We start from the raw sequence: 25,330 nt of genomic DNA, 5'->3' as shown, positions 1-25,330 counted from the left end.
CCACCTGGGCTTTACCAACCCAGCACACGCAAACGCTGCGCCGGGCCCATGGCCTGGGCCATGGCCTGTGCAAATTCGGCATGCAGCTTGTAAGCCCCGGGCGGGTCATCATCGATGCTGGACACCCGCACCAGCAGGCCATCGGGGATGGACCCAGAGGCGCCGAGTGACAACTGGCGCAGCTTGAACTGCTGCTCGTCGGCCATCAGCTCGTTGCCCAGCAAGCGCCAGTAGGTGATGGGCTCGGGGCGGCCTTCCATGCTGGCAAACAGCCTGGTCACCGGCACCTTGTGCCCCATTAGCATGAACTCACCCGGCTTGACATCGGCAATGCGGAAGCCGCCAGCCTTGTAGCAAACCTCAGGGCGATGCATCTGCAAGCCCACAGATTGCTGGCGACCATAGGCAACGGACAACATCACACGACGACCGTACCTATCCAGGTAAGTTCGCTCCAGCACCTGGTCATACATCTGAAAGCGCCGCGCCTGCTCAAATGCAGGCCGTATCAACGCCGCTGTGGAGGGGTCCAGCCGCCAGTCACCGAACTGAGAGGGAAAAAGCTGCTCCAGCGGCGTGTTGGCCCGAGCCTGTGCATCAGGCATGGGTCGGGGTCTGAACACGTGACTCACCACCGCCGTCAAAGCCATACTCACCGCCACAAACCAGGCCAGGGTCTTGTTGCTGGTCATGCTTGAGCTTTCCGTCTGTCTGGAAAGAACACACCCAGCAGGGAATCAACACCCCCCATCAAGGCCAGGGCCACTGCAAACAAGACGATGCCGGCGAAGTTATGGACAAAGCCCTGCCCGACTTCGTCACCAAAGTGATAGGTCACCACCACCAGGATCATGACCCGAACCACATTGGCTGCAAACGAAACCGGCACCGCAAAAACGGCCAGCAGAACATTGCGCCCCCAGGATTGATGGTTCACCAGATAGCTGTACAGCAAGCCCATGGCTTCCAGGATGAACATGGAATGCAGGCCGGCGCAGGCCTCCGCCACCAGCAATTGGTACTGACCTACGGTGATGATCACGCCGGTGCGCCCAACAGGGTAGCCAACCGATCCCAACATCAAGGTTGCCAAAGCCGAGACCGCCTCTTTCAGCGGTGCCGTCAAGGTCAGCACCAAGGAAAACGGGATGGGCATCATGAACAGCGCAAACAACCAGGCAAACCAGGTGCGCCTCAGGCCTGGGAAACCTTTGCACAGCAACACGGCGCACAGACTGACCCACCACAGCGAGATCATTTCAATTCGGATGAACTCCTGCGTGCGCCCGAAGGCGTAGGCCAGCAAGCCAGCGGCCAGAGCCAGCATGGCCCACCAAGTGGGCCTGACATCAGGCAAGGAGGCGATCTGCGGCCACTCACGCCACATCAGCCAGATCACCACGCTCAACAGGAGCAACTCATGCCCCTGGCTGTAGGCCGACCACTGACCAAACAGATAGTCCCACAAAGTCGGTATCAGCAAGGTCAACCACCCGGCGGCCATCACCCAGCCAGCACGACCGGTTTGGAACCGCTTCGGCCCCATCGCGATGTTCATGGTGCGGACGCAGCAGAAGCCGCCACGGCAGTGGATGCCTCAGCGCGCTCAGCCATGGGGCCCATGCGCTCAATCCGGGCCTTTTTCCGCAAGTTATCCATGCCTTTCTTGACGACCTCGCGACGGCTGTTGGCCATCAAGGCCGCCTGGATGGCGCGGGCGGCCTGACCACGCGTCATGGGCGCATCTTCAGCGGCCAGCACGGTCAAGATCACGATCCCATCTGGGCGCAACACCCCAAGGGACTGCCCGACCTTGAGGTAAGCCAGATTAGGCAGCAACTCCATGGGCAGAGACTCGGCCCACTGGATGCTGTTGCGGTTCGAATGGGGCAAACCCGTCGATACGACCAGGCTGTTGACGGCCTCTGAACTGGCCAGTTGTTCGACCTTGGCTTTGAGCTCTTTGGACTGATCTGCCGTCCCCTTGACGATGATCTCCTGCAGGGTGTAGCGTCGGCGCTGGGCAAACAGCTCGGGGTGTGCCTCGTAGTATTGGTTGACCGCCTCGGTGTCCGGCGTCACGATCTTGTCCGCGAGCTGGTCTTGATAGGCGCGGGCCAACACTTCACGCTTGGCCAACTCCATGGCCTGCAACACGCGGGGACTGCTGTCCAGACTGGACTCCCGGGCAGCCTGAGCGGCCAACTCCTGCTCGATCAGGCTGTCCAGTACCTTGGCAGGAGCGCCCTCTCCCAATTGTTCAGTCAACGCTGGCTGGGACTGCAGCACAGACTGAACCTGGTGAATGGAGATTTCGCTGCCATTGACCTTCGCCACGATCTGGGAGGCTTCTTTCGATGCTGCAGGCTTGTCCTTCGAAGGACACGCCGCCAGCGTCGTCAGCATGGCAAGCGCGGCCATGCGGGTGAACAGACCTGCGGTGCGGCGCACCGACTTGCGATTGAACCAAGGCATGTCAACAACTCTCCGAAGAACGGTGTGGAGACGATACAGGATGTACCGGTCTGCACCGATTATCTTCATACACACAGGCTATTCATGATCCGAAAAAACAAACGGACCCGAAGGTCCGTTTCTTTGGATCATCCCTGCCAGTGGCCGCACAAGCCACTGCAACAAAGGGCTGAATCAGCGTGCAGCGCGACGGCGAACCAGCATGCCCACACCAGCCAGACCAACCAGGGTCAGAGCCAGGTCAGCGGGTTCAGGTGCAGCCGAGGCGACCGAAGAGGACACAGCCTTGATGGTGCCGCTGTAGCTGCCGACCGTTGGCAACAGGATATCGCCGCTCACCTTGCCGTTCACGGCCAGTGTGTAGTTACCAGCGGTCAGGCCGGAGAAAGTGAAGGAGTTGGCCGTGGTGTCCTGACCGATGAAGGTCGAGGTAGAGCCGGTTGTCAGCACCAGCGAGCTCAGCGTCACGTCCTTGGCGAAGAACAACACGTAAGAGGTATCAGCCGTCGTACCCGTCACCGAACCGGGGTTACCGATCGAGAAGGTGTAGTAATCGGTGAAATTGCCATTGCTGGTGAACGAGTTACCAAACGTGGTACCTGTACTGGTCAGCAAACCCAGATCCTGAGTCTTGGCATATGCCTGAGACACCAGCGCGGCGAGGGCAATGGCCACAGGAGCAATACGGGTTGAGAACGACATGTTTGGCTCACTTCATTAACGGATGAGTGAATTGTGCACGCAGTTGTTTCTAAACGTTATCCCTAGAGTGGGGGGAGGTGAACCCCCATATTTCACAGGCCATGCGCGCCGCTGCCCCACGGTGCGCCTGCGCAAAAGCGAGGCAAGCTTCCACGATGCGGGTGCGCTCATCCACATCGCAAAATTCGACCGCTTTTTTGACCGCCTCCGCCACATTCTGAACCCGAACAGCGGCCCCAGCAGCTTCGCTCAAGGCCGCGGCATCGGCGAAATTGAAAGTTGACGGGCCCATGATGATCGGGCAAGCGCAGGCGGCAGCCTCAATCAGATTCTGCCCTCCCAAGGGCTCGAAGCTTCCCCCCAGCAGGGCCACGCGAGCCGCTGCGAAGTAGGCTGGCATTTCCCCCATCGAGTCCCCCAACCAGACCGTGGCCTGATGCGCAACTGCATCCGGCAGACCTTGAGGCCAGGCACTCCGCCTGGAAAGGGATACACCCTTTCGGGTTATGAGCGAGGCCACCTCGTCAAAACGCTGAGGGTGCCGAGGCACGATCCACAGGCGAGGGAGCGACATACCAGTGGCGTCATGCCTGGCACCATAGAAAGCCAGCCAGGCATCCAGCAGGGGCTCCTCCTCCCCTTCCCGGGTGCTGGCAGCCAACACAATCGGCCGCAGGCTGGCTTCACGCCAGGCTCGACCTTGTTCCAGCAACGGCGGAGAAGGCGTCATGTCGAACTTGACATTGCCGCTCACCTGCACCTGAGGTGATCCCATCAGGCGCAGACGCAGAGCGTCTTCTTCCGTCTGAGCCAGCACGGCGCTCAAGGCCTGCGCAGCCGGGCGCATCAAAACCGCCAGTCGTTGGCCCTGCTTCAGGCTCTTTGCACTCAAACGCGCATTGGCCAGCACCATGGGCACGCCTAACTGCCGAGCCACATGCTGAACATTCGGCCAGACTTCGGTCTCCATCAGGACGCCCACATCCGGCTGATGTTGTTTCAAAAAACGCCTGACGGCGCCAGGGGTGTCGAAAGGAAACCAGGTCTGCACGTCGCCGGGTTGCAGCAAGGCCTTGCCAGCTTCACGACCCGTGGCCGTGCTGTGTGTCAGTAGCAGGCGCATGGTCGGCTTTTGCTGCCGCAAGGCCTGGATCAAGGGCGTGGCCGCCCGCGCCTCACCCAGTGAGACAGCATGCAGCCAGAGCACGGGGCGTCGCCCGCCCTGCCCCGAGGCCTTCGCCGTGGCGCCATCCTGCCAGGCATGCCGGTACGCGGCGCCATAGAAACCAAGTCGCTGCGGCCAGGCCACGCGGTAGCCTGGCTCAACCTTGCCACGCGACCAGATCCGCCACAGGTAGGCCGGCGTGGCCAGCCTCAGCACCAGGCTGTAGGCCTGGCGCGCCAGCCAGGGCTTGATCACTGAATCGGTCAATGCCGGGGACAACTGCAAGGCGCTTCAGTGCGCCGAAGCGCCCACATGCGCGTCTGGCTTGACGGCCAGGATCTGGGCCATGAAGTGCTTCTGGATGCGCTCCAGTGCTTCAGGCGTCTGGCCTTCAAAGCGCAGCACCAGCACAGGGGTGGTGTTGGAAGCACGAACCAGGCCGAAACCATCCGGGTAGTCGGCGCGCAGGCCGTCGATGGTGGTGAGCTCGGCACCTTCGAAAGTGGCGGTCTGGCGCAGCTTCTCGATCACGGCGTGGTGTTCGCCTTCGGCACAGGCGACATTCAACTCGGGCGTGCTGAAGCTGGTGGGCAGCGCGTCCAGCACGGCGCTGGGGTTGGCCACCTTGCTGAGGATTTCAAGCAGACGACCGGCCGTGTAGGTGGCGTCATCAAAGCCATACCAGCGTTCGCCAAAGAAGATGTGGCCGCTCATTTCGCCGGCGAAGGGCGAGTTGAGCTCCTTGAGCTTGGCCTTGACCAGGCTGTGGCCGGTCTTGTACATGGTGGGCACACCACCGGCTTCGCGGATGGCGACGGCCAGGCGCTGGCTGCACTTGACGTCAAAAATGATGGGGGCGCCAGGCACGCGCGACAGCACGTCCTTGGCGAACAGCATGATCTGGCGGTCCGGGAAGATGTTGTTGCCATCCTTGGTGACCACACCCAGGCGGTCGCCGTCACCGTCAAAAGCCAGGCCCAGTTCGGCGCCATGTTCCTTGACGGCCTTGATCAGGTCAGCCAGGTTCTCAGGCTTGGAAGGATCAGGGTGGTGGTTGGGAAAGTCGCCGTCGACTTCAGAGAACAGCTCGATCACTTCGCAGCCCAGGGCGCGCAGGATGCCAGGCGCCGACGCGCCGGGGATGCCGTTGCCCGAATCCACCACGATCTTCATGGGGCGAGCCAGCTTGCAGTCGCCGGTGATGCGCTTGGTGTACTCGTCCAGCACGTTCACTTCGGTCAGGCTGCCCGCGCCGGTGGCGTAGTCTTCCTTTTCGATGCGCTGGCGCAGGCCCTGGATGTCGTCGCCATAGATGGCGCGGCCGGCCAGGACCATCTTGAAGCCGTTGTAGTCCTTGGGGTTGTGGCTACCGGTCACCTGGATGCCGCTGTGGCAGCCCTCGGAGGCGCGCGTGGCGGCCACGTAATACAGCATGGGGGTGGTCACGGCACCCAGATCGATCACGTTGATGCCAGTGGAACGCAGGCCGCGGATCAGCGCACCGCTCAGTGAAGGGCCAGACAGGCGGCCGTCACGGCCAATGGCCACGGCCTTTTCGCCCAGCTTGAGCGCCTCGGTGCCAAAGGCACGACCCAGGTGCTCGGCCACGGCCTCGTTCAAGGTCTGCCCGACGACGCCTCGGATGTCATAGGCCTTGAAGATGGATGCGGCGACTTGCATGGTGATCCTTCGCTTGAATAAGTTGGGCGGTACCCGAAAACCGCGATTTTAGGGACCTGTGTATGTCAGATGGTGAATTCGGGCAACAGATCCGCCCATTCAACCCCAAAACCGCCACGAATCCCCCGTGAATCGAGGTGACCGGCGAGGCTTGCATGATCCGGGTAGGATGACTCGCATGAAACCCAGGGATCTGATCGAATTGCTGTTTCTGGCCGCCATATGGGGCGGCTCATTTCTATTTCTGCGCGTGGCCTCACCAGCTGTCGGGCCGCTGGCCGTGGCGGCCTTCCGCGTCACCGGGGGCGCACTGATGCTGTTGCCTCTGGTGCTGCTCAGCCGTGAGGGGCCCGCCCTGCGGCAGCACGCGCCCCAACTGCTGGGCGCGGCGCTTCTGTCTTGCATTCTGCCGTTCATGGGGCTGGGGCAAGCTGCACGGCACTTGCCTTCCGGCTTGCTGTCCATCCTGAATGCCACCACGCCGATGTGGGGTGCGCTGGTGGGCTGGCTCTGGGCCCGCGAGAAACTCTCGCTCATGCGGGCGCTCGGGCTGGCCTTGGGCTTTGTGGGTGTGGCGCTGTTGGCGGCTGACGGCCATCAGTTCGCAGCACCCGATGCACATTGGGCCGCGGCGCTGGCGCTGGGCTCCACCCTGATGTATGCCTTTGCCGTGCATTACAACAAGCGCTTCCTGAGTGAGCTCAGCCCGCTCACCAACTGCGCGGGCACGCTGACCATGGCCAGCATCGTGCTGATCGCGCCAGCGCTGTGGATAGGCCCACCTGCCGCGCAGGCCGCCACATCAACGGCGGCACCGGTGTTGGGTGCTTGGGCAGCGGTGTCCACACAGGCATGGATAGCCCTGCTGGCGCTCACCTTGTTGTGTACCGGCGTGGCCTATCTGATCTTCTACAGACTGATCGACCGCATTGGTGCCAGCCGGGCACTGACCGTGACATTCCTGATTCCCGTGTTCGGCATGCTCTGGGGGGCGCTGTTCATGGACGAACGCATCACGTTGATGATGGTGGGCAGCACTGGCCTGATCCTGCTGGGTACGTGGCTGTCCAACCAGGGCGCAGCCTTGCCTACGCCTAGGAATGATTCCAGCGTTGCATCGCCGGCATCAGGGCGCACTTGAATCTCACTTGAGCCGCAGTTGCCCTGAGCTCGGCTCGGGCGACGCCGACGACATGTCGGTTTTGTCGTGATCCACACGCCATGTGACGTACAGGCATGGATGCCAATACGCATGCAAGTCATTGATTTGGCTCATCGCTGCCGATCTGACAGGGCTGGCACAGGTCTCGCAATGAAAGCGATGTTCGTCGCTTGTGAGGCCCACGATGAAACTGCAACTCGACCGCCCGGATGTCCTGGCGCTCACCGATCGCTTTCCGGAACTGGACGGCCTGCAGACGCAATTGCGTTTTGGCCACCGCATCGAGTTGCGCTCGCGCAGCCTGCCGCTGGAGGCACTGGAATTCCTGGCCAGGCTGTATGAAGAAGCCGGTGTAGTGCTGGCCGGGCGCGCAGCGCAATTGCGTGCCCTGGTGGCCGCTCAACGTTGCGAAACCCAACGCTTCAAGCAAGGGGATTCGCTGGAGGCGGTGCTACCGGCACTGGTGCGCTATCTGGCTGAAGGCGCCGAGCGCGGCTGGTTGTTTGCGGCCAATATGGATGGCAAGCCACTGGCCTGGGTCCCGACCCGCATCGACTATGTGCAAGGCTCGTCAGAGGAGCTGGGCAAGGTCATGGTCGAACTCAAGGCCCATGCGCGAGCCAATCTGATCTCGCAATCCTTGCGGATCACCGAAGGGGATCTGCCCGGCCACACGATTGCCGAGATCCTCGCCGCCAAGGGCCTGCTGAAGGAAACACCCGCGCTGCTGGCCGCCTATGACACCTCTGCCGCACGCTACTTCGAATGGCGCGGGCGCTATGGCACGCAGTTCTCCGGCGAAGGCATGGGCTTCATCGCAGAGGATCCCACGGCCACACACCGCGACACGGACTGGAGCCGCAAGGATCAGGTGGTGCTCAGCGCCAGCGGCGGTGCAGCTCGTCTGGTCAACGACGAAGGCATCCTGCCGCCGCGCGGCGTGGGGCTGGAATCCCCTGGGGACATCCTGGGCCCCTACCTGCGCAGGGCTGCCAAAAGCAGCGACTTCGACTACGAAGAAGAAGTCAAGGCGCTGGATGCCTCCCTGCCCGCCCATCTGTTCAAGGCCTTGCCCGTTCAGGCCTACCTCTTTCTCTTCCATCTGGAGTTGCATCAGCACTTGTGGGTGCATGCCGATGATGTCGAGCTCTACCGCTACCAGCCTGAGCTCAAGCACAAGCTGGTCTTGCCCTCCGAGCAGACCGAACTGATCGACATCCTGACGGCCGAGATGGATGTGCTGCAGGAGGACGTGATCGCCGGCAAGAGCGGCGGCACGACCGTACTGTGCGCCGGCCCACCCGGTGTGGGCAAGACGCTCACGGCCGAGGTGTATGGCGAGGTCACGGGGCGCCCGCTTTACCGCGTTCACTCCGGCCAGCTGGGCTTGAGTGTGAGCGCGATGGAGAGTGCCTTGAAAGAGGCGCTGACCCGCGCACAGCGTTGGGGGGCCGTGATGCTGATCGACGAGGCCGATGTCTACATCCGCAAGCGCAGTGATGACATCACGGCCAATGCGGTGGTGGGGGTGTTCCTGCGCGTGCTGGAGTATTTCGACGGCCTGCTCTTTCTCACCACCAACCGCATTGATGACATCGACGAGGCCATCGTGTCGCGCTGCATCGCCTTGATCCGCTACCACGCGCCCGACCTGGCGGCACGCGAACGCATCTGGGGCGTGATGGCCGAACAGTTCAACCTGGACCTCGATGCGGCGATGGTGCGCCAGCTGGCCGAGATCTACCCGCAAGCCAGCGGGCGAGACATCAAGGGCTTGAGCAAACTGGTGGCCAAGTTCTGCCAGCACAAGCAACTGCAGCCCACGCTGAACGTGTTCGCACGCTGCGCCATGTTCCGAGCACTGGACCCTGCGCTCGATACGGACAAGGTGGAGGCCTGACCATGTACAACCGTTCGCTCTACGACATCGTGATGGACACGGGCCTGTCGATCGGCAAGCTGATCAAGGAGATGCAGGGTGAGGATGAACTCTTCGCCAGCACCCTGACCTTGCGGGCTGTGGAAGCGCAGTTGCTGATCATGGCGCACACGATGGGCAACTTCACGCCGGCCTTGCACCAGCGCCTCATGGAGGTGGACTGGAACGGCTGGGCCGTGCTGCACGACAAGCTGCGCCATGGCATCCAGCCTCGCCGCAGCGAGATCTGGTACGCCGTGAGCGCACTGGTGCCGCAAACCATGGGGCTGCTGCAGGCACTGCGTCGCAAGAACCCGGTGTGGTTCGAGATGGGTTATTGATCAGCGATAGCCTTCTTCCATCAGCACCTGACGCACCACGGGGCGTGCGCGCAGACGTTGGTAGAGCTCGGCGCACCGCTCCGGCAAAGGCAGGCCGATGCGATCGGCCCAGAAGAACACATAGAACAGGGCTGCGTCCGCAATGGACAGCCTGGGGCCAACGGCATAGCCCTCGTCAGACAAGCGGGCCTCGATCACCTTGAAGCCTTGATCGACGATCTCCTGCCCTCGCGCCTCCATTGCGCTGCGCCAGCGCTGCGCTTCATCCTCTGCAAGGCCAGGAGGCAGATAGGTGTCCGTGGTGAAGATGCGTGTGTAGCCCTGACCGTGGATGGTGCCCACCACATAGTCCATCAGCTCCATGGCCGTGGCCGCCTTGACGGGATCTTCAGGCAGCAAGCCCTTGCGCGGATAAGTGCGCGCCAGCCAATAGGCAATGGCCTGGAACTCCGTGAGCACATGGCCGTCCGTCAACATGAGCGCCGGAATCGTGCCCTTGGGGTTGATGACCAGGTAGCAGGGCTGCCGATGATCGCCTGCAGGCAGATTCAGGATCGTGACCTCGAAAGGGACCTCCACCTCTTCCAGCAGGATGTGGATGCCGGTGGAACACGATCCCGGCGTCATGTAGAACTTGAGCATCATGGCTCGCCTGCTTGCAAGATGCGTGACACCCCGCACGCTGCTTGCTTCCCTGCATGAACACGCATCGACGAGGTCGGCCTTGTGTCGCCCCTGTCAGCTTTGTCGGCTTTGTTCGACGGTCTTCCTGCACCTGCTTGCGCCCATGTCCTCCACCACGTCATCCCAGCCCTATACGCACGAAGACCTGTCACGCTGGCTGGCCTGCTCGCGGCGCTTCTGGCTGCAACGCCATGTCGAACCGTCAAGCGAGGCGCTGTTGATGCAAGGTGCTGCATCAGGCAAAGGACTGGACGCCTCACCTGCCGCACAAGATCAGGCCTTGCGCGCCACTTTCCCACAAGCGATCGTCATCGACACCCCTCAAAGCGAGACCGATTGGTTGCAGGCCATTGCCCGCACCCACGCTGTTCTGGCCGAGGGCTGGCTGGCGGGCGTCAGGGAAGACGAGGGCCGCGCCATTCTCGGTGCTTGCCTGGAGAGCAACGAAGGTGTGCGCGTGCGTGTGGACGTGCTGGCGGCTGGCCCCTACGGCCTGCGTCTGTTCAAGGTCCGCTACGCCACGGTGGGTGACGAGCGGGACGTCGACATGGTGGCCTTGTGGACGCATGTGGCCGCACGAAACGGCCTGCGCGTGCAAAGCGCCGGGCTCATGCTGGTGGATACCGATTTCGTGTATCCAGGTCTGGGCTGCTATGCGGGCTTGTTCAGAGAAGTGGAATTGATGCCGGTACTGGGCTCGCGCTCGGTGCCCGACTGGCTGGTGGCCATGCGGGCCTGCGAACGTGATACAGAACCTGCTCCACCCGATGAAGCGCCTTGCCACACGCCCTCGCCTTGCGCTTTCGTCCGGCACTGCGGCCAACTTGAAGCAGGTCATGGCAGAAAGGACCCGGCCGATCTGGATCTGGTCGGCCGGGAGCTGGCAGGCGAGTTGCGCGAGCTGGGTCACATCAGCGTGCGCACGGTGTCGCTGGATGAACTGCCCGACGAGCGGCGGCGTCGCGCCGTGCGAGCGGTCCAGCAGGGGCGGCCCATCATGGAACCGGAGGTCGCCGATCTGATCGCCACCATGGCCTATCCCAGATACGCACTGCGCATCGACACCATTGGCTTTGCCTTGCCGAGCTGGCCGGGAACCCGGCCCTATCAGATCATGCCTTTCCAGTGGACGTGCGACGTCGAACAACCCGATGGCCGGCTGTCACACCACGCCTTTCTGGCCACACAGCAAGGTGATCCGCGACGGGCGTTCGCGCTGTCACTGATCGAGGTACTGGGCACAACAGGCCCCATCTTCGCCTACAACGCGGGCTTCGAGCGCAACCGCCTGCGGGAACTGGCCACCGCCTTTGATGACCTTGCCAGTGCACTGGAAGCCTTGCAGCCCCGCATCGTGGACCTGTTCCAGGTGGCGCGCGCCCACTACTATCACCCTGATATGTGCGGATCCTGGTCCTTCAAGTCGATCGTGCACGCCCTGGCACCCGAGACCCGGGCCGATCAATTCGACTGGCAGGGCATCACCGAGGCGCAAGAGGCGTTTGCCTTGTCATTGCAAGGCGTGCTGGGGCAGGCACAACTGGACAGCCTGAGGCAAGCCTTGCTGGCCTATGGCCAGCGTCAGACCACCGCCTTACGTGGCTTCGTGCGCCGCTTCAGTGAAGCGCGCACGAAGCCTTGAGCACCCCCACCGAACTCACTGAGACTTTCCAACCGTGGAAGGCACAGAACCTGCTCGAACAGCCTGGACCGCACGGATGCCCCTGCGCTTGTCGGCTTTGTGGTGAAGCCGACAGACCATCTGCACATCAAGCGAAAGGCCGATGCCATGTCCAACCGACTGAACCAGGAAACATCGGCCTACCTGCTGGCACATGCAGAACAAGCTGTGGACTGGTACCCATGGGGCGAAGAGGCCCTGGCCAAGGCGCGTGAACTGGACAAGCCCATCTTGCTGTCCATCGGCTACAACGCCTGCCACTGGTGCCACGTGATGGCCCGGGAGTCCTTCTCTGACCCTGCTACCGCGCAGTTGATGAACGAAGGCTTCGTCAACATCAAGGTCGACCGTGAAGATCGCCCTGACCTCGATCAGCTGTACCAGGCTGCACACACCATCCTGCGCCGCAGCGGCGGTGGCTGGCCCCTGACGATCTTCCTGTCTCCGCAATGCATCCCCTTCTACAGCGGCACCTACTTCCCGCGCGAACCGCAAATGGAACAGCCCGCGCTGCGTGACATCCTCACTTCCGTCAGCACCGTGTGGACTGACAAACGCGAGACGCTGGTCAGGCAGGATCAGGCCCTGCTTGATCGGATGAACACCGAACGGGCCAGGCCTCACGAGGGCGTACTTATGAACGCCAGTGTGGACGCACAGGCGCTGCAACAACTCACCGTGGCCTTCGACGCCACACACGGTGGCTTTGGCGGCGCACCCAAGTTCCCCCATCCCACCGACCTGGCCTTCCTGCTGGCCAAAGGCCAGGCAGGCGACGACAGCGCGCGCCACATGGCCCTGCACACCTTGCGCAAGATGGCCCAGGGTGGGCTGTTCGACCAGATTGGCGGCGGCTTCTTCCGCTACAGCGTGGATGCCCGCTGGGACGTGCCGCACTTCGAAAAGATGCTGTGCGACAACGCCTTGTTGATCGAGTTGTATGCCCAGGCCTATGCCCTGACCGATGAGCCCCTGTTTGCACGCGTGGTCGATCAGACCGTGGCCTGGCTGGACCGCGAGATGCGCCACCCCCAAGGGGGCTTCCTGGCCTCGCAAGCCGCCGACGATCAGCAAGGACGCGAAGGGGGTGACTACACCTGGGAGCGCGAGGCCATTCGAAGCGCGCTCAAGCCGATGGAGTGGGATGTCTGCTCGGCACACTGGGGCCTCATCGACCCGCCCAATGTGGAAGGCAGCCGCTGGCATCTGACCATCGCGCGCCCTGCAGAAGACCTCGCACGCTTGCTGGACCGGCCCTTGAAGCTGGTGGACGAGTTCATCGTGGCCACCAGGTAGAAGCTCCTGCTGGAGCGGCAGAAGCGTCAACGCGCCCAGGGTGATGACACCGTACTGACAAGCTGGACGGCCCTGATGGTGACCGCACTGGCCCGGGCAGGCAAGCTGTGCCAGCAACAGCCATGGATAGACCTCGCGCGGCAGACCCTGGACTTTCTGCGTCAGACGCGCTGGACGGACCAGGGCCAGTTGTGGAGCCAGGCTGGGCAAGTCGGCTACCTGGACGACCACGCCTTCCTGCTCGAAGCGCTGTTGGCCGTCCACGAGGCTGACCCGCAGCCGCAGGACATCGGCTTTGCCCACGTGCTGGCCGACACACTGCTCCATCGGTTTGAAGATGCTGCCGAGGGCGGCTTCTACTTCACGCCGTCGGACGCGCCCGCCCTGTTCTTCCGCATGAAGCCCGGCATCGACACGGCGACACCTTCGGGCAATGGCACGGCGGCATTGGCGCTGATCACCTTGAACAAGCTGGCGCCGCAGTCCCGCTACGTGACGGCGGCCGCGCGTTGTGTGCAGGCCTTTGCACTGTCGGCCCGCAAGGACCCCGCCAGCCACACGCGCTTGCTGCAGGCCGCCGCCGCGCTGCGGTAACGCATCAAAGGTCCGGCTTGCCCCAGGGTTGGCTGCCAGGCACCAATTGCGTCTTGATGCCGGCCTTGTCCACAGCGGCCTGGTCCTTGTAGAAGGTAGCCTCGTGCATCAGGATGCCCTTGGGTGTCTTCACGCCCACATAGCGTGCCATCAAGTCAACTTCACACACAAAGCCGGTGCCAGGGTCTGTGGTCTTTCGCAGGTTGCCGTCCCAGTCCACAAAAAATCCTTCGGGTGTGCTCATGGTCTTGTCTCCTCGGTCTCTCGGTTTGAATGGCGAATCGGTGATCAGGCCGTCACGGGCGTGTCCAGCACAGCCTTGAGCGTGAGGCTCACGTTGTTCTTGGTGGCGTCCACATAGGGGCAGATGCCACGGGCCCGCTCCAGCAGGTTGTCGGCAGCATCCTGGTCCAATGGCCCGGCCATGTGCACGGTCAGGCTCAGGGCCATGCGGTAGGCATCTTCAAAGGTGATGTACATCGACAGATCGGCCTCGACGTAACACCCCTTCAAAGGGACGTGCCCCTTCTTGGCAATGTGGCGTATGGACTGCTCGAAGCACGCGGCAAAGGCGCCGCCGAACAACTGCTCGGGGTTCGGCCCATCGCCCTTTCCGCCCATGGCGGTTGGTACGGCCAGCTTGAGCTTGAAGCTGCCATCGTCACTCTGGATGGTGCCGGTGCGCCCACCCTGGGTGAGCATTTGTGCCTTGTAGACGAGATCCATGTGGGGCTCCTTGGAAGGTCATTCAACAATAAAAGACACATGCGCATCACACGACCAATCACGCAGTCACCTTGCTGGCTGACTTGGTGGCAGAGCGCAGCAGTTGCAGGCACGCCAGGCTGGCAGCCATGTCCAGCGCAGAAAAATCATCCTGCGTCTGGATCAGCGGATCAGCCCCCAAGGCCAGCAGGACCCGCACGATGTCGGGCTTGCTGCTGGACGCCGCGTACATCAGGCAGGTCGCGCCGGTGGCGTTCAGGTGGTCGATGGCCACACCGGCCTGCGCCAACAGGATGACCAGGGCGGGATCGTTGGACACACAGGCCAGCCACAAGGCATTGTTGCCGTCACCATTGGTGGCATGCAGGTTCACACCCAGGTCGATCAGGGCCTGCACGATGGCGGTCTCTCCGCGCCAGGCAGCCTCCATCAAGGGCGTGTTGCCATGTGCCCCTGCCTCGTTGATGTGTTCGAACTCGTGGTCGCTCAGCCAGGTCTGCAGAAAGGGTGGCACGGCCTCATCGAGGTTCGTGCTGCGCCCACCTGCTGCGGCTTCCGCCGTGCTGGCCTGTGGCCCGCTTTGCATCCAGGCCTCCCACCCACCCATCAGGTCGGCCACACAGGCGAAACCGAAGTCAACGAACATGTCGGCATAGGTCTGGCTGGCATTGCCGTGATAGCAGTAGATGAGCACAGGCCGGGTCTTGCTTTCACGCATGAGCAGACGCTCGTGATTGCGCCCATCCAGCCTGACGCTGCCATTCAGATGCCCCAGTGCATGGTGGCGTTCATCGCGGGCATCCAGAATCAAGGCGTCGGGATGGGCACTCAGCCAATCTGCCAACTCACCGGCGCGCAATCGTTGGAATCCTTGTGTCGAGCTCATGTTGTGGGTACCTCTTGACCAGGTGATGGGATGGCAACCGGCGCGCGATGGGCATAGGGCGCCTCGGTCACGATGCGGGCGTCCACCATGGGTACACCCACGGTGAAGTGATAGAGCACCTGCATGGCCTGGTCCTTCATGCCCAGCAGCTCGTGCACCGCGTCGTCGAAGTAGCAGCCAATGCCGGTGCCCCGAAAGCCTTCGGCCTCGGCCTGCAGGTAGAGCACCTGTCCCATGAGGCCCGCCTCCTGGTACAGCGTTCGGTAGGCGCTGGCCTGACGGGCCACGGGCTCGGCAAAGTCGGCGATCAGGCTGACGGCGAAGCAGGCATCGCTGCCAATGGCCTGATGGCAGCTCAGCGTGCGCAAGGTGCCTGCCAGCGCGGGATGCGCCGCGATGCACCACAGAGGCAGCGCCCCACCGCCGGCCAGCACCCGCGCCCAGTCCGGCGCAGTGTGGATGGCCGCACGCAAGGCTGCTTCACCTTGCGCCGTGCGCGCCAGGACATAAGCGCCGGGTGCCAGGCCATCGACCCGATGGGCATACACCACGGCATGCACGCTGGCGGTTTGGGGCCAGGCATCAAACGGCAGGCTCCTGTGCGGCATCAAGGCCGCCATCATGCGCAGGAACACCGCCAGGGGCATGGTGGCACGCTTGTCAAAGTGCTGGGCACTGCGGCGACCGCGAATGACGCTGGATGCCAGCGCGTCATGGTTCGTGGGTGCCGTGGTGCCCGTTGAGGCCTCACAGGTAGCAGGCGGGTTGGCGGACTTCATGTTCGATGCAGCGTGTGCCAGTTGCGCCCTGTCAGCTGCCATCGCTCGGGTCGCACGAGAGACCTCATCGATCACGGGCCATCGGTACATGGGATGCCTGTCGAGTCGGCTGGCCTGCCCGTGCCACTCGCCCGCTGGCGGAGGTGGCAGTTCACCTTGCCCAAGGTCCGAGTCAAGCTCTGATGCCAACGCTACGCGAATCAGCATCTCCGGCTCTTCGCGCTCGGCCAGGCCAAAGTCACTGTCTCGGTCCAGCCCCATGATGGTGGCCAGCTCGGTGAAGCCCGGCTCGGCCACCACACGCGTGCGCCACCCCAATGCTGCTGCGGCATAAGCCAACGCGCCCACAGCGTGCCCCGTGTCCAGCTGGCAATAGCGAAACGCGCGTTCACCGTACTTCCAGGCCTCGCGCCACTGGATGGAACTCAAGCCGATCCAGAGCGCAGGCCCCTTGATCGACGCCCCTTGCACAGCGCCAAAGCCCGCACGCAAAGCCAGTGCATGTTCTCGCGGCGCATAGTGATACAGCCCATCCGCCAGCCCAGAGACGCCCACCGCGATGACGTACACCTCGGTCGGATGCAAGTTGCCGCTGGATGGATTGGCCCGCAGCGCCCACCTGTCCGGCCCGTACTGCTTCCAGGCCGTCAGCGCGAAGCTGAGTTCCAGCAGGCACGCCACCGAGGCCAGGCTCATGGCATGTGGTGGCAGGCCGACCGGATCATCCATCTGAGACCAGGTCGTCCGCAACTCGTCAGCCACCAGGGGCAACTTCGTCAAGGGCGATCCGGCCCACTCGCGAAACGGGCTCGGTTGCGCGTCCCAATCCAGCGTCTCGGGCCCCGCTGCATAGCGTTGCGGCTGGTGTTTGGTTCGCTGGTGGTAGGCCAGCACCGTGTCCTGTGCCGTGCTCATGATGCAAGCGCCAATGCCAGCAAGGCGCTGGTCTGATCGGTGATGGCCATGCGTACCCCGCGATCGAGTTTGTTGAGCCACCGCTTGGGCAAGGCCTGCGCGCCGCAGAGGGCCCCCGCCAGCATGCCGGCCAGGGCACCTGTCGTGTCGGCGTCTTCGCCTTGGTTCACCGCGCCCAGCACGGCTGATTCGAAATCCGGCGTCCTGAAGAAGTGATGCAGCACCGTCTGCACGGTGTCGACCACATAGCCAGACGCACGCCCCGGATAGGGCACGAAGTTGAACTGGGGATGGCGCGCCACCAGCTCATCGGCGATGCCGCGGCATGCCGGCAAGGCCTGCTGCGGCTCGGCCTGGCACAACAGCTCATGCAGCATGCGCCCGAAAGCCACCGTGGCCGCATCAGACAGTGCATGGTGATGCGTGATGTGGGCCTGGTCAATCGAAGCCTGCACCAGCATGTCGGGACGCCCCAGCGTGGCCAGTGCCACGGGGAAGTTGCGCATCAAGGCGCCGTTGCCACCATCACCATCATGGGCAGGCCCTTGCAGGCTGCCATCGGCCAGATAGCGCATGATGCCGCGCCGGCAGGTGTTGCCGCAGTCCACAGGCTTGCTGCGCCACCAGCTCACGAAGCCCTCAGCCATGAGCCCCACATCGAAGGGCCGTCCCTCGCGATGGCCACGGATCAAGGCCTCGCCCAACGCCAGGCTCATCGTGGTGTCATCGGTCACCTGCCCTGGTTTGAGCTTGAGCCAACCACCACCGATAATCTCCTTGTGCACGCCATGGTGATGCTGGATTTCGCGTGGCGTCATGAACTCGACGGTCGCACCCAGCGCGTCGCCCAAGGCCAAGCCCAGGTAGGCACCCAGGGCGTGATCGAACAGGCGGGCCCGGCCCATGGCCACAGGCACACGTCCGGGCAGGCGTTCCTTGAGTTCAAGCACGGCGGGCCTCCACCTCATATTGCCCGCCTATGGCCAGCACTTCACCTTCGCCATTGAGCGGGACCTGGCTGAGCAAGCCCGGATAGAACAGCAGCTTGACCAGCGGCACCTGCGCATGCAGCAACCAGTCACCGAAACACTCGGCTTGCTCTACTTGCTGGGCAAAGCTCACCAGGTTGTTGAGCATCACGACCAGATGCCGCCGCCCGGGGCCCAGCTCGCCTTGCACCACTTGCTCCTCGCAGTGGTTGATGCCGCGCCACAAGGCCACGTGGCCTGACTCGCCAAAAGGCTTGAAACGACGCAAGGCCCACTGACAGTATTCGTAGAGCAGATCCAGCTGCTGGTAGATGCAGTTGTTGTGAAAGCGACTGGAAGCCTTCTCCTCCATGTACCGCACCCAGGCTGGTGAAGGGAAACGCTCCAGCCTCGCCTGATGAAAACACGGCACCATGCCGAAACGGCTTTCAACCCACCCCTTGAGCACCGCACCCGGGGCACCGTTGCTGTCGACACCCCAGCTCTGCAAGAGCTTGATGTAGCTGGCGCGCCAACGCCGCGCCTCTGATGGCGAAGCAGGGTCCTGCGCAGGTTGCAGGCCAAAGGCGAGGCTCAGGTAGTGGATGAACATCTCACTGGCCTCCTGGGCATCCCGGCTGGTTTCAAGCAAGGCGAACAGGCCGGCGTGCGCCTCACGCGTGCCCACAATGTGAAGCGCCACCGGATGGGCGTTGAATTCCGTGCTGGCGAGCACATGCGCCGGGATGCCAACCAGATTGGTCGTGTACCAGGTGTGAGGGTGCTCGACATGGCTCACGGTTCAGGCTGGGATCAACTGCGGGAGCTGTGCGGTGCAGCCACCACACCCGGCTGGACCTCGCGAGGCCGCCCGGGGTGGGCGCGCGTCTCGCCGCCATCTTCGGTATTGCGGATGAAGTCGGCCACCTTGTAGAAGGCCGCCAGCAACTCCTCGCGCAAGCCCTGATCCGGGCAGACTTCGTCCAGCGCCTGGCGCATGCACGCCATCCAGGCATCACGTGCCGCCGAGTCCAGCGCAAAAGGCTGATGGCGCCGCCGCAGCATGGGGGCACCGCGGTCTGGCGTGTAAAGCTTGGGGCCGCCCATCCACTCGCTGAGGTACTTGACCAGCACGGCTTTCGTGGCGCGCAGATCCGGCTCATGCATGGCCCGGATGGTGGCGGCCTCGGGCAAGGTGTCCATCGCGCGGTAGAACGCGTCAACCAGGCGCACGATCTGCTCGTGTCCGCCGATGCGGGCGAAATGCGGATTGGGCTGCGACGGGGCGATGGTGGGGGCAGTCATACCCGATGCATCGCAACTGTTGTACCAAGTCGGTTTGCATGCCGCCGAATCGGGCGATATGGGGCATTTCCCCTGGGGCGACGGGCTGATGCCTGTTTGATGGCCCTTGTCGGGCATGCACGAGCACCCAGCAGTTTTGTCGGCTTTCCCACAAAGCCCACGCAAGGTGAAGCGCAAGCTCAAGCGCAAAAGCGTTCACCATGCAAAAAGCCCTGACGCTTTCGCATCAGGGCTTTGCATTTTTGGCGGAGTGGACGGGACTCGAACCCGCGACCCCCGGCGTGACAGGCCGGTATTCTAACCAACTGAACTACCACTCCGCAGTGGCAGACGACTTCGATTGCACATGCAACCCAAGCGCCGTCAAACTTGGCGTCCCCTAGGGGATTCGAACCCCTGTAGTCACCGTGAAAGGGTGGTGTCCTAGGCCTCTAGACGAAGGGGACTGAAACTACAACATCAAACCTGAAACCGACTCCGTGCCAACCTGGCGCCACCTTGTGATGGTGGAGGTAAGCGGGATCGAACCGCTGACCTCTTGCATGCCATGCAAGCGCTCTCCCAGCTGAGCTATACCCCCATCGCGTCTTTCGACCACGGCAGGGCGCCAAACCGGCACCGAGACTGTTTCGTTTTCTGAACTTTGCTGTGCCACCAGCAAGGCCCATTCAAAGAGCTTGGCGGAGTGGACGGGACTCGAACCCGCGACCCCCGGCGTGACAGGCCGGTATTCTAACCAACTGAACTACCACTCCGCAGTGGTTTAACTAACCTGACAACTGCGCTGATCTTGCGACCAGCCAAGTGCTGTCAAAACTTGGCGTCCCCTAGGGGATTCGAACCCCTGTAGTCACCGTGAAAGGGTGGTGTCCTAGGCCTCTAGACGAAGGGGACTGAATTCCTTCATACAACCTGATCGACGCTCGACTCGGCAACACTGCAACCAGACCACCGCTGCAACTTGTGGTTGCTTGGTGGAGGTAAGCGGGATCGAACCGCTGACCTCTTGCATGCCATGCAAGCGCTCTCCCAGCTGAGCTATACCCCCTTGTGAATTCGACCTTGCGATCTGCATCTTCGGGTTGCCCGGCTGCTTTGTCGTTTCGAACAAAGCGTCGTTCAAGCGAGACTGAGAGTATATACCGATTTCTACGTTTTACGCAAGTTGACGCTTTTTTTTAACATCGATTGCGCGCGGCCCGGCTGAACGGTTCAGGCCCGCAGGCGATGGATCACGGTTTCACGCTCGAACAAGGCCAGCACGGCATCCACAGATGGCGTCTGGGCGCGGCCACAAACCAGCAGGCGCACGGGAATGGCCAGTTGCGGCATCTTGATGCCGAACTCGCCAATGGTGTCCTTGATGGCCTGGTTGATCGCGGCCTTGTCCCAGGCTGCCGTTTCCAGGCGAGTGGCCAGGGCGGCGATGGCGGGCTTGACGGCATCGGTCACTTGCGCGGCGAGTTCCTCAGCCGGAGCGGCTACCGGCGCGACGTACATGCCCAGCCAGTCGGCCAGCTCCACCGTGGTGGCGCAGCGGTCCTTGAACAGCGCGCACATGGCTGCCAGCTTGTCGCCGGACTGCAACTCGGCCGGCACCGCCGTGCCGCGCCTGGCCCACTGCTCGCGCACCAGCGTGGCCAGCAAGGCGTCATCGGCGGTCTTCATGTGCTGCTGGGCCACCCAGCGCAGCTTGGCCTCGTCGAACTGGCCCGCGCTCTTGCCCAGGTGATCCAGGTTGAACCACTCGATCAGCTGCGCACGCGAGAAGATCTCGTCGTCACCGTGGCTCCAGCCCAGGCGCGCCAGGTAGTTCACGATGGCATCGGCCAGATAGCCCTCGTCACGGTACTGCGTGACAGCCTTGGCGCCATGGCGCTTGCTCATCTTCTCGCCCTGCTCGTTGAGCACGGTGGGCAAGTGGGCGTACACAGGCGGCTCCTGGCCGAGGGCGCGCAGGATGTTGATCTGGCGCGGCGTGTTGTTGACGTGGTCGTCGCCACGGATCACGTGCGTGATGCCCATGTCCATGTCATCGACGACGACGCAGAAGGTGTAGGTGGGCGTGCCCACGATGGAATCGGCGCCTTCAGCTGCCGGGCGCGCAATCACCAGGTCATCGAGTTCATCGTTGCTGATCTCGATGCGGCCCTTGACCTTGTCTTCCCACACCACCGAACCGCCTTGTGGGTTCTTGAAACGCAGCACGGGCTTCACGCCAGCGGGCACGGGTGGCAGGGTCTTGCCGGGCTCGGGGCGCCAGGTGCCGTCGTAGCGGGGCTTTTCCTTGTTCGCCATCTGGCGCTCACGCAAGGCATCCAGCTCGGCAGAAGACATGTAGCATGGATAGATCAGGCCCTTGTCCAGCATCTCCTGCACGACCTGCTTGTAGCGGTCCATGCGCTGCATCTGATAGAGGGGACCTTCGTCGTGGTTCAGGCCCAGCCACTGCATGCCTTCGAGGATCACGTCCACGGCAGCTTGCGAGGAGCGCTCTTCATCCGTGTCCTCAATGCGCAGGATGAACACGCCCTGGTTGGCGCGCGCAAAAGCCCATGGATACAGGGCCGAGCGGATGTTGCCCAGGTGAATGAAGCCGGTAGGCGACGGGGCGAAACGTGTGCGGACGGGTGTGCGAACTTGTGTCATACGTGCAAGCTGTCAAGACCACGGGCCAGGTCGGCCGTGAGGTCGTCAATGTGTTCCAGGCCGACCGAGATGCGGATCATGCCCTGGGTGATGCCGGCAGCCAGGCGCTGTTCTTCGGCGAGTCGACCATGCGAGGTGCTGGCCGGATGGGTGATGAGGGTCTTGGTGTCGCCCAGGTTGGCCGTGATGGAGCACAACTGCGTGTGATCGATCACATGGAAGGCGGCCTTGCGCAAGGCGGCTGCATCGGCGCCCTGCCCGGCCTTGACCGTGAAGGACACCACCGCGCCACCGCAACCGTTTTGCTGCTTCATCGCCAGCTCGTGCTGGGGATGGCTGGGCAGGCCTGGGTAATAGACCTTGTCCACGGCAGGCTGCTTCTCCAGCCATTGCGCGAACTTCATGGCATTGGCGCTTTGCGCCGCCATGCGGATGGCCAGCGTCTCCAGGCCCTTGAGCACGATCCAGGCGTTGAACGGTGACAGGCTCATGCCCGCACCACGCATCACCGGCATGAAGGTGCCGTTGATGAGTTTGTCGCTGCCGCAGATAGCGCCCGCCAGCACACGGCCTTGCCCGTCGAGGTACTTGGTGCCGGAGTGGATGATGAGATCGGCCCCCATCTTCACAGGTTGCTGAATGGCGGGCGTGCAGAAGCAGTTGTCCACCGCCAGCAAGGCCCCGTTGGCATGCGCGATATCGGCCAGGGCCTGGATGTCGCACACCTCGGTGAGCGGGTTGCTGGGGGTCTCGGCAAACAGCAGTTTGGTGTTGGGCTTGATGGCGGCGCGCCACTCGCCCAGGTCGGTCTGCGACACGAAGGTGGTTTCGACACCGAACTTGCCGAACTCGCGCTCCAGCAACACGATGGTGGCGCCAAACACGCTGCGCGAGCAGATCACGTGGTCACCCGCCTTGAGCAGGCCCATGATCATCAGCAGGATGGCGCTCATGCCGCTGGCGGTACCAATGGCCGCCTCGGTGCCTTCGAGTGCAGCCAGGCGGCGCTCGAACATCATCGTGGTCGGGTTGGTGAAGCGGCTGTAGACGAAGGCTTCTTCTTCGTTGGCAAAGCGCGCCGCCGCCGTGGCCGCATCAGGGTGTGTGAAGCTGCTGGTCAGGAACAGTGCTTCGGAGTTCTCACCCCATTGCGATGCGGGCAAGCCTTCGCGCACGGCCAGCGTCTCGATGCGGGCATCGGCTGGCAGTGCCTTGCGAGGCAGTGTTTTTTTCTTGGATTCAGATTGGGCCATGCGGCCTCCTATCGGCCTGGCCGCCAAAGCGGCTGGGCCTTCTCTGTCAATCAACGAGGATCAGTCTGGACGGTTCTGCAGAGCCAGGCGCGAGTTGGACGCCTCGTCCTCACCCTTTTGCGTCAGGCGTTGCGATTCGATGGCGGCAAAGTCAGCGGCACTCACGTCACCGGTGATGTAGACGCCATCGAAGCACGAAGCCTCGAAGCCCTTGATGGCCGGATTGAGCTTGCCCACGACCTTCTTCATCGCGTCCACGTCCTGATAGATCAGGGCATCGGCGCCGATGATCTGGCGGATGTCCTCCAGCGTGCGGCCATGGGCCACCAGTTCGGCTTTGGTCGGCATGTCGATGCCGTACACATTGGGGAAGCGCACAGGCGGCGCAGCCGAAGCCAGGTACACCTTGTTGGCGCCGGCTTCACGGGCCATCTGCACGATTTCCTTGGAGGTGGTGCCACGCACGATGGAGTCATCGACCAGCAGCACGTTGCGGCCCTTGAACTCCATGCCGATGGCATTGAGCTTCTGGCGCACGGATTTCTTGCGCACGCCTTGGCCGGGCATGATGAAGGTGCGGCCCACGTAGCGGTTCTTCACGAAGCCTTCGCGATAAGGCTTGCCCAGCTTCTGCGCCAGTTGCATCGCCGAAGGACGGCTGGATTCGGGGATGGGAATGACCACGTCGATTTCAGACGGGGGCATGGTCGAGATCACGCGCTGCGCCAGGGTCTCACCCATTTCCAGACGAGCCTGGTAGACCGACACGCCATCCATGACTGAGTCAGGACGGGCCAGGTACACGAACTCGAACATGCAGGGGTTCAGCACGGGGTTCTCGGCGCACTGCTCGGCGTGCACGACGCCATCCAGATCGATGAACAGGGCTTCGCCCGGTGCCACGTCGCGCACCACGCGATGGCCGGTGCCTTCCAAGGCCACCGACTCGCTCGCCACCATGACCTCGCGGCCCTCGGGCAAATCGGCCTCGCCGTAACACATGGGGCGGATGCCAAACGGATCGCGGAAGGCCACCAGGCCGTAGCCGGCGATCAAGCAGATCACGGCGTAGGAGCCCTTGATGCGCTTGTGCACGGCGCGCACGGCGGTGAACACGGCGGCAGGCGTCAGTGGCAGTTCACGGCCAGCCAGTTCCAGTTCGTGGGCGAACACATTGAGCAGCACTTCGGTGTCGCTGTCGGTGTTCAGGTGGCGGCGGTCGATGTCGAACAGCTCCTTGCGCAGGGCATGAGCGTTCGTCAGGTTGCCGTTGTGCACCAGCACCAGACCGAAAGGTGCGTTCACGTAGAAAGGCTGGGCCTCTTCTTCGTTGAAGGCATTGCCGGCGGTCGGGTAACGCACCTGGCCCAGACCGGCGGTACCCGGCAGGGCACGCATGTCACGGGTACGGAAAACGTCCTTCACCATCCCGCGCGCCTTGTGCATGAAGAACTTGCGACCGTGTGCATCAGGGCCTGCCGTCACGATGCCGGCTGCGTCCTGACCACGGTGCTGCAACAGCAACAGCGCGTCATAGATCAGTTGATTGACGGGCGTCTTGGAAATCACACCAACGATGCCGCACATGGGTTCACCTCTTGCAAAATCAAACTCAAAAATCGGACTGCTGCTCGGGCAGGAACTTGATCACCTGCTCGGGCAACACGGGGCGAAGCCCCTTCAAAATCACCTGCATCCACGCGACACCGCGCGATGCCTGCCAGCTTGGCCACTTGGCCACCGGTGTCATGCCCACCAGGGTCACGACCACCAGCGCCACGACCACGCCGCGCATCAAACCAAATCCCGCCCCCAGCACACGGTCAGGCGCACTCAATGGCGAAGCCCTCACCACCTGCGTGATGGCCCACGATATCAGCGCCCACCCCAGCCAGGCGAGGACAAAAACCACAATCATCCCGGCCAGCACGTTCAGGCGCTGCCCGGGCTGACCAATCGGCAGCATCTCGCCCATCTCGGCCCCGAACCACTGCGCCGAGAAATACGACACACCCCAGCCAGCCAGGGACAACATTTCCTTCACCAGACCGCGCCAGGCACCTACGACCAGGGACAAGCCCAAGCCGACCAACAGGATCAGGTCAGGCAGAGTCCAGGCATAAGCCCCCGTCTCGGTCACACCGTCCACCT

Annotated in this window: 24 protein-coding genes and 6 tRNA genes; 6 read left to right on the top strand and 24 right to left on the bottom strand. The window is 62.9% G+C overall.

Annotated features, from left to right (window positions below):
• Positions 1-11 precede the first annotated feature (11 nt).
• The 6 genes from epsI to HY836_RS17355 form a co-directional block, all read right to left on the bottom strand.
• Positions 12-692, bottom strand: coding sequence for an exosortase-associated protein EpsI, B-type (gene epsI / locus HY836_RS17380; protein WP_290678712.1), 681 nt, complete (start codon positions 690-692; stop codon positions 12-14).
• The gene (gene xrtB, locus HY836_RS17375; RefSeq protein ID WP_290678709.1) at positions 689-1,558 is read right to left on the bottom strand and encodes an exosortase B; all 870 of its coding nucleotides are present in this window, start codon (positions 1,556-1,558) and stop codon (positions 689-691) included. The genes epsI and xrtB overlap by 4 nt, the downstream gene beginning before the upstream one ends.
• A complete protein-coding gene (locus HY836_RS17370) occupies positions 1,555-2,475 on the bottom strand; it encodes an EpsD family peptidyl-prolyl cis-trans isomerase (protein WP_290678706.1) in 921 nt (306 codons plus the stop codon). The genes xrtB and HY836_RS17370 overlap by 4 nt, the downstream gene beginning before the upstream one ends.
• Before the next feature lie 174 nt (positions 2,476-2,649).
• Positions 2,650-3,177: an FxDxF family PEP-CTERM protein gene (locus HY836_RS17365; protein WP_290678703.1), complete on the bottom strand. Its 528-nt coding sequence runs from the start codon at positions 3,175-3,177 to the stop codon at positions 2,650-2,652.
• Positions 3,178-3,226: 49 nt separating this feature from the next.
• Positions 3,227-4,627 (bottom strand): 3-deoxy-D-manno-octulosonic acid transferase, encoded by a 1,401-nt coding sequence (locus tag HY836_RS17360; protein WP_290678700.1) that lies wholly within the window; start codon positions 4,625-4,627, stop codon positions 3,227-3,229.
• A gap of 6 nt (positions 4,628-4,633) precedes the next feature.
• Positions 4,634-6,022, bottom strand: a complete 1,389-nt coding sequence (locus tag HY836_RS17355) for a phosphomannomutase/phosphoglucomutase (protein WP_290678697.1) — start codon at positions 6,020-6,022, stop codon at positions 4,634-4,636.
• A 178-nt stretch (positions 6,023-6,200) separates the two neighbouring features.
• On the opposite strand from HY836_RS17355, the gene HY836_RS17350 reads away from it, so the two are divergent.
• From HY836_RS17350 to HY836_RS17340, 3 genes are all read left to right on the top strand, one after another.
• Positions 6,201-7,163, top strand: coding sequence for a DMT family transporter (locus HY836_RS17350; protein ID WP_290678694.1), 963 nt, complete (start codon positions 6,201-6,203; stop codon positions 7,161-7,163).
• A 205-nt stretch (positions 7,164-7,368) separates the two neighbouring features.
• Positions 7,369-9,084 carry an ATP-binding protein gene (locus HY836_RS17345; RefSeq protein ID WP_290678691.1) on the top strand — a complete coding sequence of 572 codons (1,716 nt, stop codon included), beginning with the start codon at positions 7,369-7,371 and terminating at the stop codon, positions 9,082-9,084.
• A gap of 2 nt (positions 9,085-9,086) precedes the next feature.
• The gene (locus tag HY836_RS17340) at positions 9,087-9,443 is read left to right on the top strand and encodes a hypothetical protein (protein ID WP_290678689.1); all 357 of its coding nucleotides are present in this window, start codon (positions 9,087-9,089) and stop codon (positions 9,441-9,443) included.
• Here the strand turns inward: HY836_RS17340 and HY836_RS17335 are convergent, their stop codons facing one another.
• Complete coding sequence (locus HY836_RS17335) at positions 9,444-10,088, bottom strand: glutathione S-transferase C-terminal domain-containing protein (RefSeq protein ID WP_290678686.1); 645 nt, start codon at positions 10,086-10,088, stop codon at positions 9,444-9,446.
• Positions 10,089-10,230: 142 nt separating this feature from the next.
• Between HY836_RS17335 and HY836_RS17330 the strand changes: the two genes are divergently transcribed.
• The 3 genes from HY836_RS17330 (at position 10,231) to HY836_RS17320 (ending at position 13,698) form a co-directional block, all read left to right on the top strand.
• Positions 10,231-11,769, top strand: coding sequence for a DUF2779 domain-containing protein (locus HY836_RS17330; protein ID WP_290678683.1), 1,539 nt, complete (start codon positions 10,231-10,233; stop codon positions 11,767-11,769).
• Between the two features lie 147 nt (positions 11,770-11,916).
• Positions 11,917-13,104: a thioredoxin domain-containing protein gene (locus HY836_RS17325; RefSeq protein ID WP_290678680.1), complete on the top strand. Its 1,188-nt coding sequence runs from the start codon at positions 11,917-11,919 to the stop codon at positions 13,102-13,104.
• Between the two features lie 75 nt (positions 13,105-13,179).
• Entirely contained in the window at positions 13,180-13,698 is a 519-nt protein-coding gene (locus HY836_RS17320; protein ID WP_290678677.1) for a hypothetical protein, read from the top strand.
• A gap of 4 nt (positions 13,699-13,702) precedes the next feature.
• Here the strand turns inward: HY836_RS17320 and HY836_RS17315 are convergent, their stop codons facing one another.
• The 17 genes from HY836_RS17315 to HY836_RS17235 form a co-directional block, all read right to left on the bottom strand.
• Positions 13,703-13,942 (bottom strand): hypothetical protein, encoded by a 240-nt coding sequence (locus HY836_RS17315; protein ID WP_290678674.1) that lies wholly within the window; start codon positions 13,940-13,942, stop codon positions 13,703-13,705.
• A gap of 44 nt (positions 13,943-13,986) precedes the next feature.
• On the bottom strand, positions 13,987-14,424 hold the full coding sequence (locus HY836_RS17310) for an Ohr family peroxiredoxin (RefSeq protein ID WP_290678671.1): 438 nt from the start codon (positions 14,422-14,424) through the stop codon (positions 13,987-13,989).
• Positions 14,425-14,482: 58 nt separating this feature from the next.
• Positions 14,483-15,310, bottom strand: coding sequence for an ankyrin repeat domain-containing protein (locus HY836_RS17305; protein WP_290678668.1), 828 nt, complete (start codon positions 15,308-15,310; stop codon positions 14,483-14,485).
• Positions 15,307-17,004, bottom strand: coding sequence for a SagB/ThcOx family dehydrogenase (locus tag HY836_RS17300; protein WP_290678665.1), 1,698 nt, complete (start codon positions 17,002-17,004; stop codon positions 15,307-15,309). The genes HY836_RS17305 and HY836_RS17300 overlap by 4 nt, the downstream gene beginning before the upstream one ends.
• On the bottom strand, positions 17,001-17,954 hold the full coding sequence (gene draG, locus HY836_RS17295; protein ID WP_290678662.1) for an ADP-ribosyl-[dinitrogen reductase] hydrolase: 954 nt from the start codon (positions 17,952-17,954) through the stop codon (positions 17,001-17,003). The genes HY836_RS17300 and draG overlap by 4 nt, the downstream gene beginning before the upstream one ends.
• Positions 17,947-18,771, bottom strand: a complete 825-nt coding sequence (locus HY836_RS17290; protein WP_290678659.1) for an NAD(+)--dinitrogen-reductase ADP-D-ribosyltransferase — start codon at positions 18,769-18,771, stop codon at positions 17,947-17,949. Before HY836_RS17290 ends, draG begins: the two co-directional genes overlap by 8 nt.
• 14 nt (positions 18,772-18,785) lie before the next feature.
• Positions 18,786-19,277, bottom strand: a complete 492-nt coding sequence (locus tag HY836_RS17285) for a group II truncated hemoglobin (RefSeq protein ID WP_329692782.1) — start codon at positions 19,275-19,277, stop codon at positions 18,786-18,788.
• Positions 19,278-19,520: 243 nt separating this feature from the next.
• A tRNA-Asp gene (locus HY836_RS17280) sits at positions 19,521-19,597 on the bottom strand.
• Between the two features lie 50 nt (positions 19,598-19,647).
• Positions 19,648-19,723 (bottom strand) — tRNA-Glu (locus tag HY836_RS17275).
• Between the two features lie 58 nt (positions 19,724-19,781).
• Positions 19,782-19,857, bottom strand: a tRNA-Ala gene (locus HY836_RS17270).
• A gap of 98 nt (positions 19,858-19,955) precedes the next feature.
• A tRNA-Asp gene (locus tag HY836_RS17265) sits at positions 19,956-20,032 on the bottom strand.
• Between the two features lie 63 nt (positions 20,033-20,095).
• Positions 20,096-20,171 (bottom strand) — tRNA-Glu (locus HY836_RS17260).
• Between the two features lie 78 nt (positions 20,172-20,249).
• A tRNA-Ala gene (locus HY836_RS17255) sits at positions 20,250-20,325 on the bottom strand.
• 164 nt (positions 20,326-20,489) lie between these two features.
• A complete protein-coding gene (gene gltX, locus HY836_RS17250) occupies positions 20,490-21,926 on the bottom strand; it encodes a glutamate--tRNA ligase (protein ID WP_290678656.1) in 1,437 nt (478 codons plus the stop codon).
• Entirely contained in the window at positions 21,923-23,179 is a 1,257-nt protein-coding gene (locus tag HY836_RS17245; protein ID WP_290678653.1) for an O-succinylhomoserine sulfhydrylase, read from the bottom strand. Before HY836_RS17245 ends, gltX begins: the two co-directional genes overlap by 4 nt.
• A 60-nt stretch (positions 23,180-23,239) precedes the next feature.
• A complete protein-coding gene (gene purF / locus HY836_RS17240; protein WP_290678650.1) occupies positions 23,240-24,766 on the bottom strand; it encodes an amidophosphoribosyltransferase in 1,527 nt (508 codons plus the stop codon).
• A 25-nt stretch (positions 24,767-24,791) separates the two neighbouring features.
• On the bottom strand, positions 24,792-25,328 hold the full coding sequence (locus HY836_RS17235) for a CvpA family protein (RefSeq protein WP_290678647.1): 537 nt from the start codon (positions 25,326-25,328) through the stop codon (positions 24,792-24,794).
• Positions 25,329-25,330 lie beyond the last annotated feature (2 nt).

Source organism: Aquabacterium sp. (genome assembly GCF_016234775.1).
GTDB lineage: Bacteria > Pseudomonadota > Gammaproteobacteria > Burkholderiales > Burkholderiaceae_C > Aquabacterium.
The sequence above is the reverse complement of the archived record's forward strand: the minus strand, read 5'-3'. Positions and strand labels throughout refer to the sequence as shown.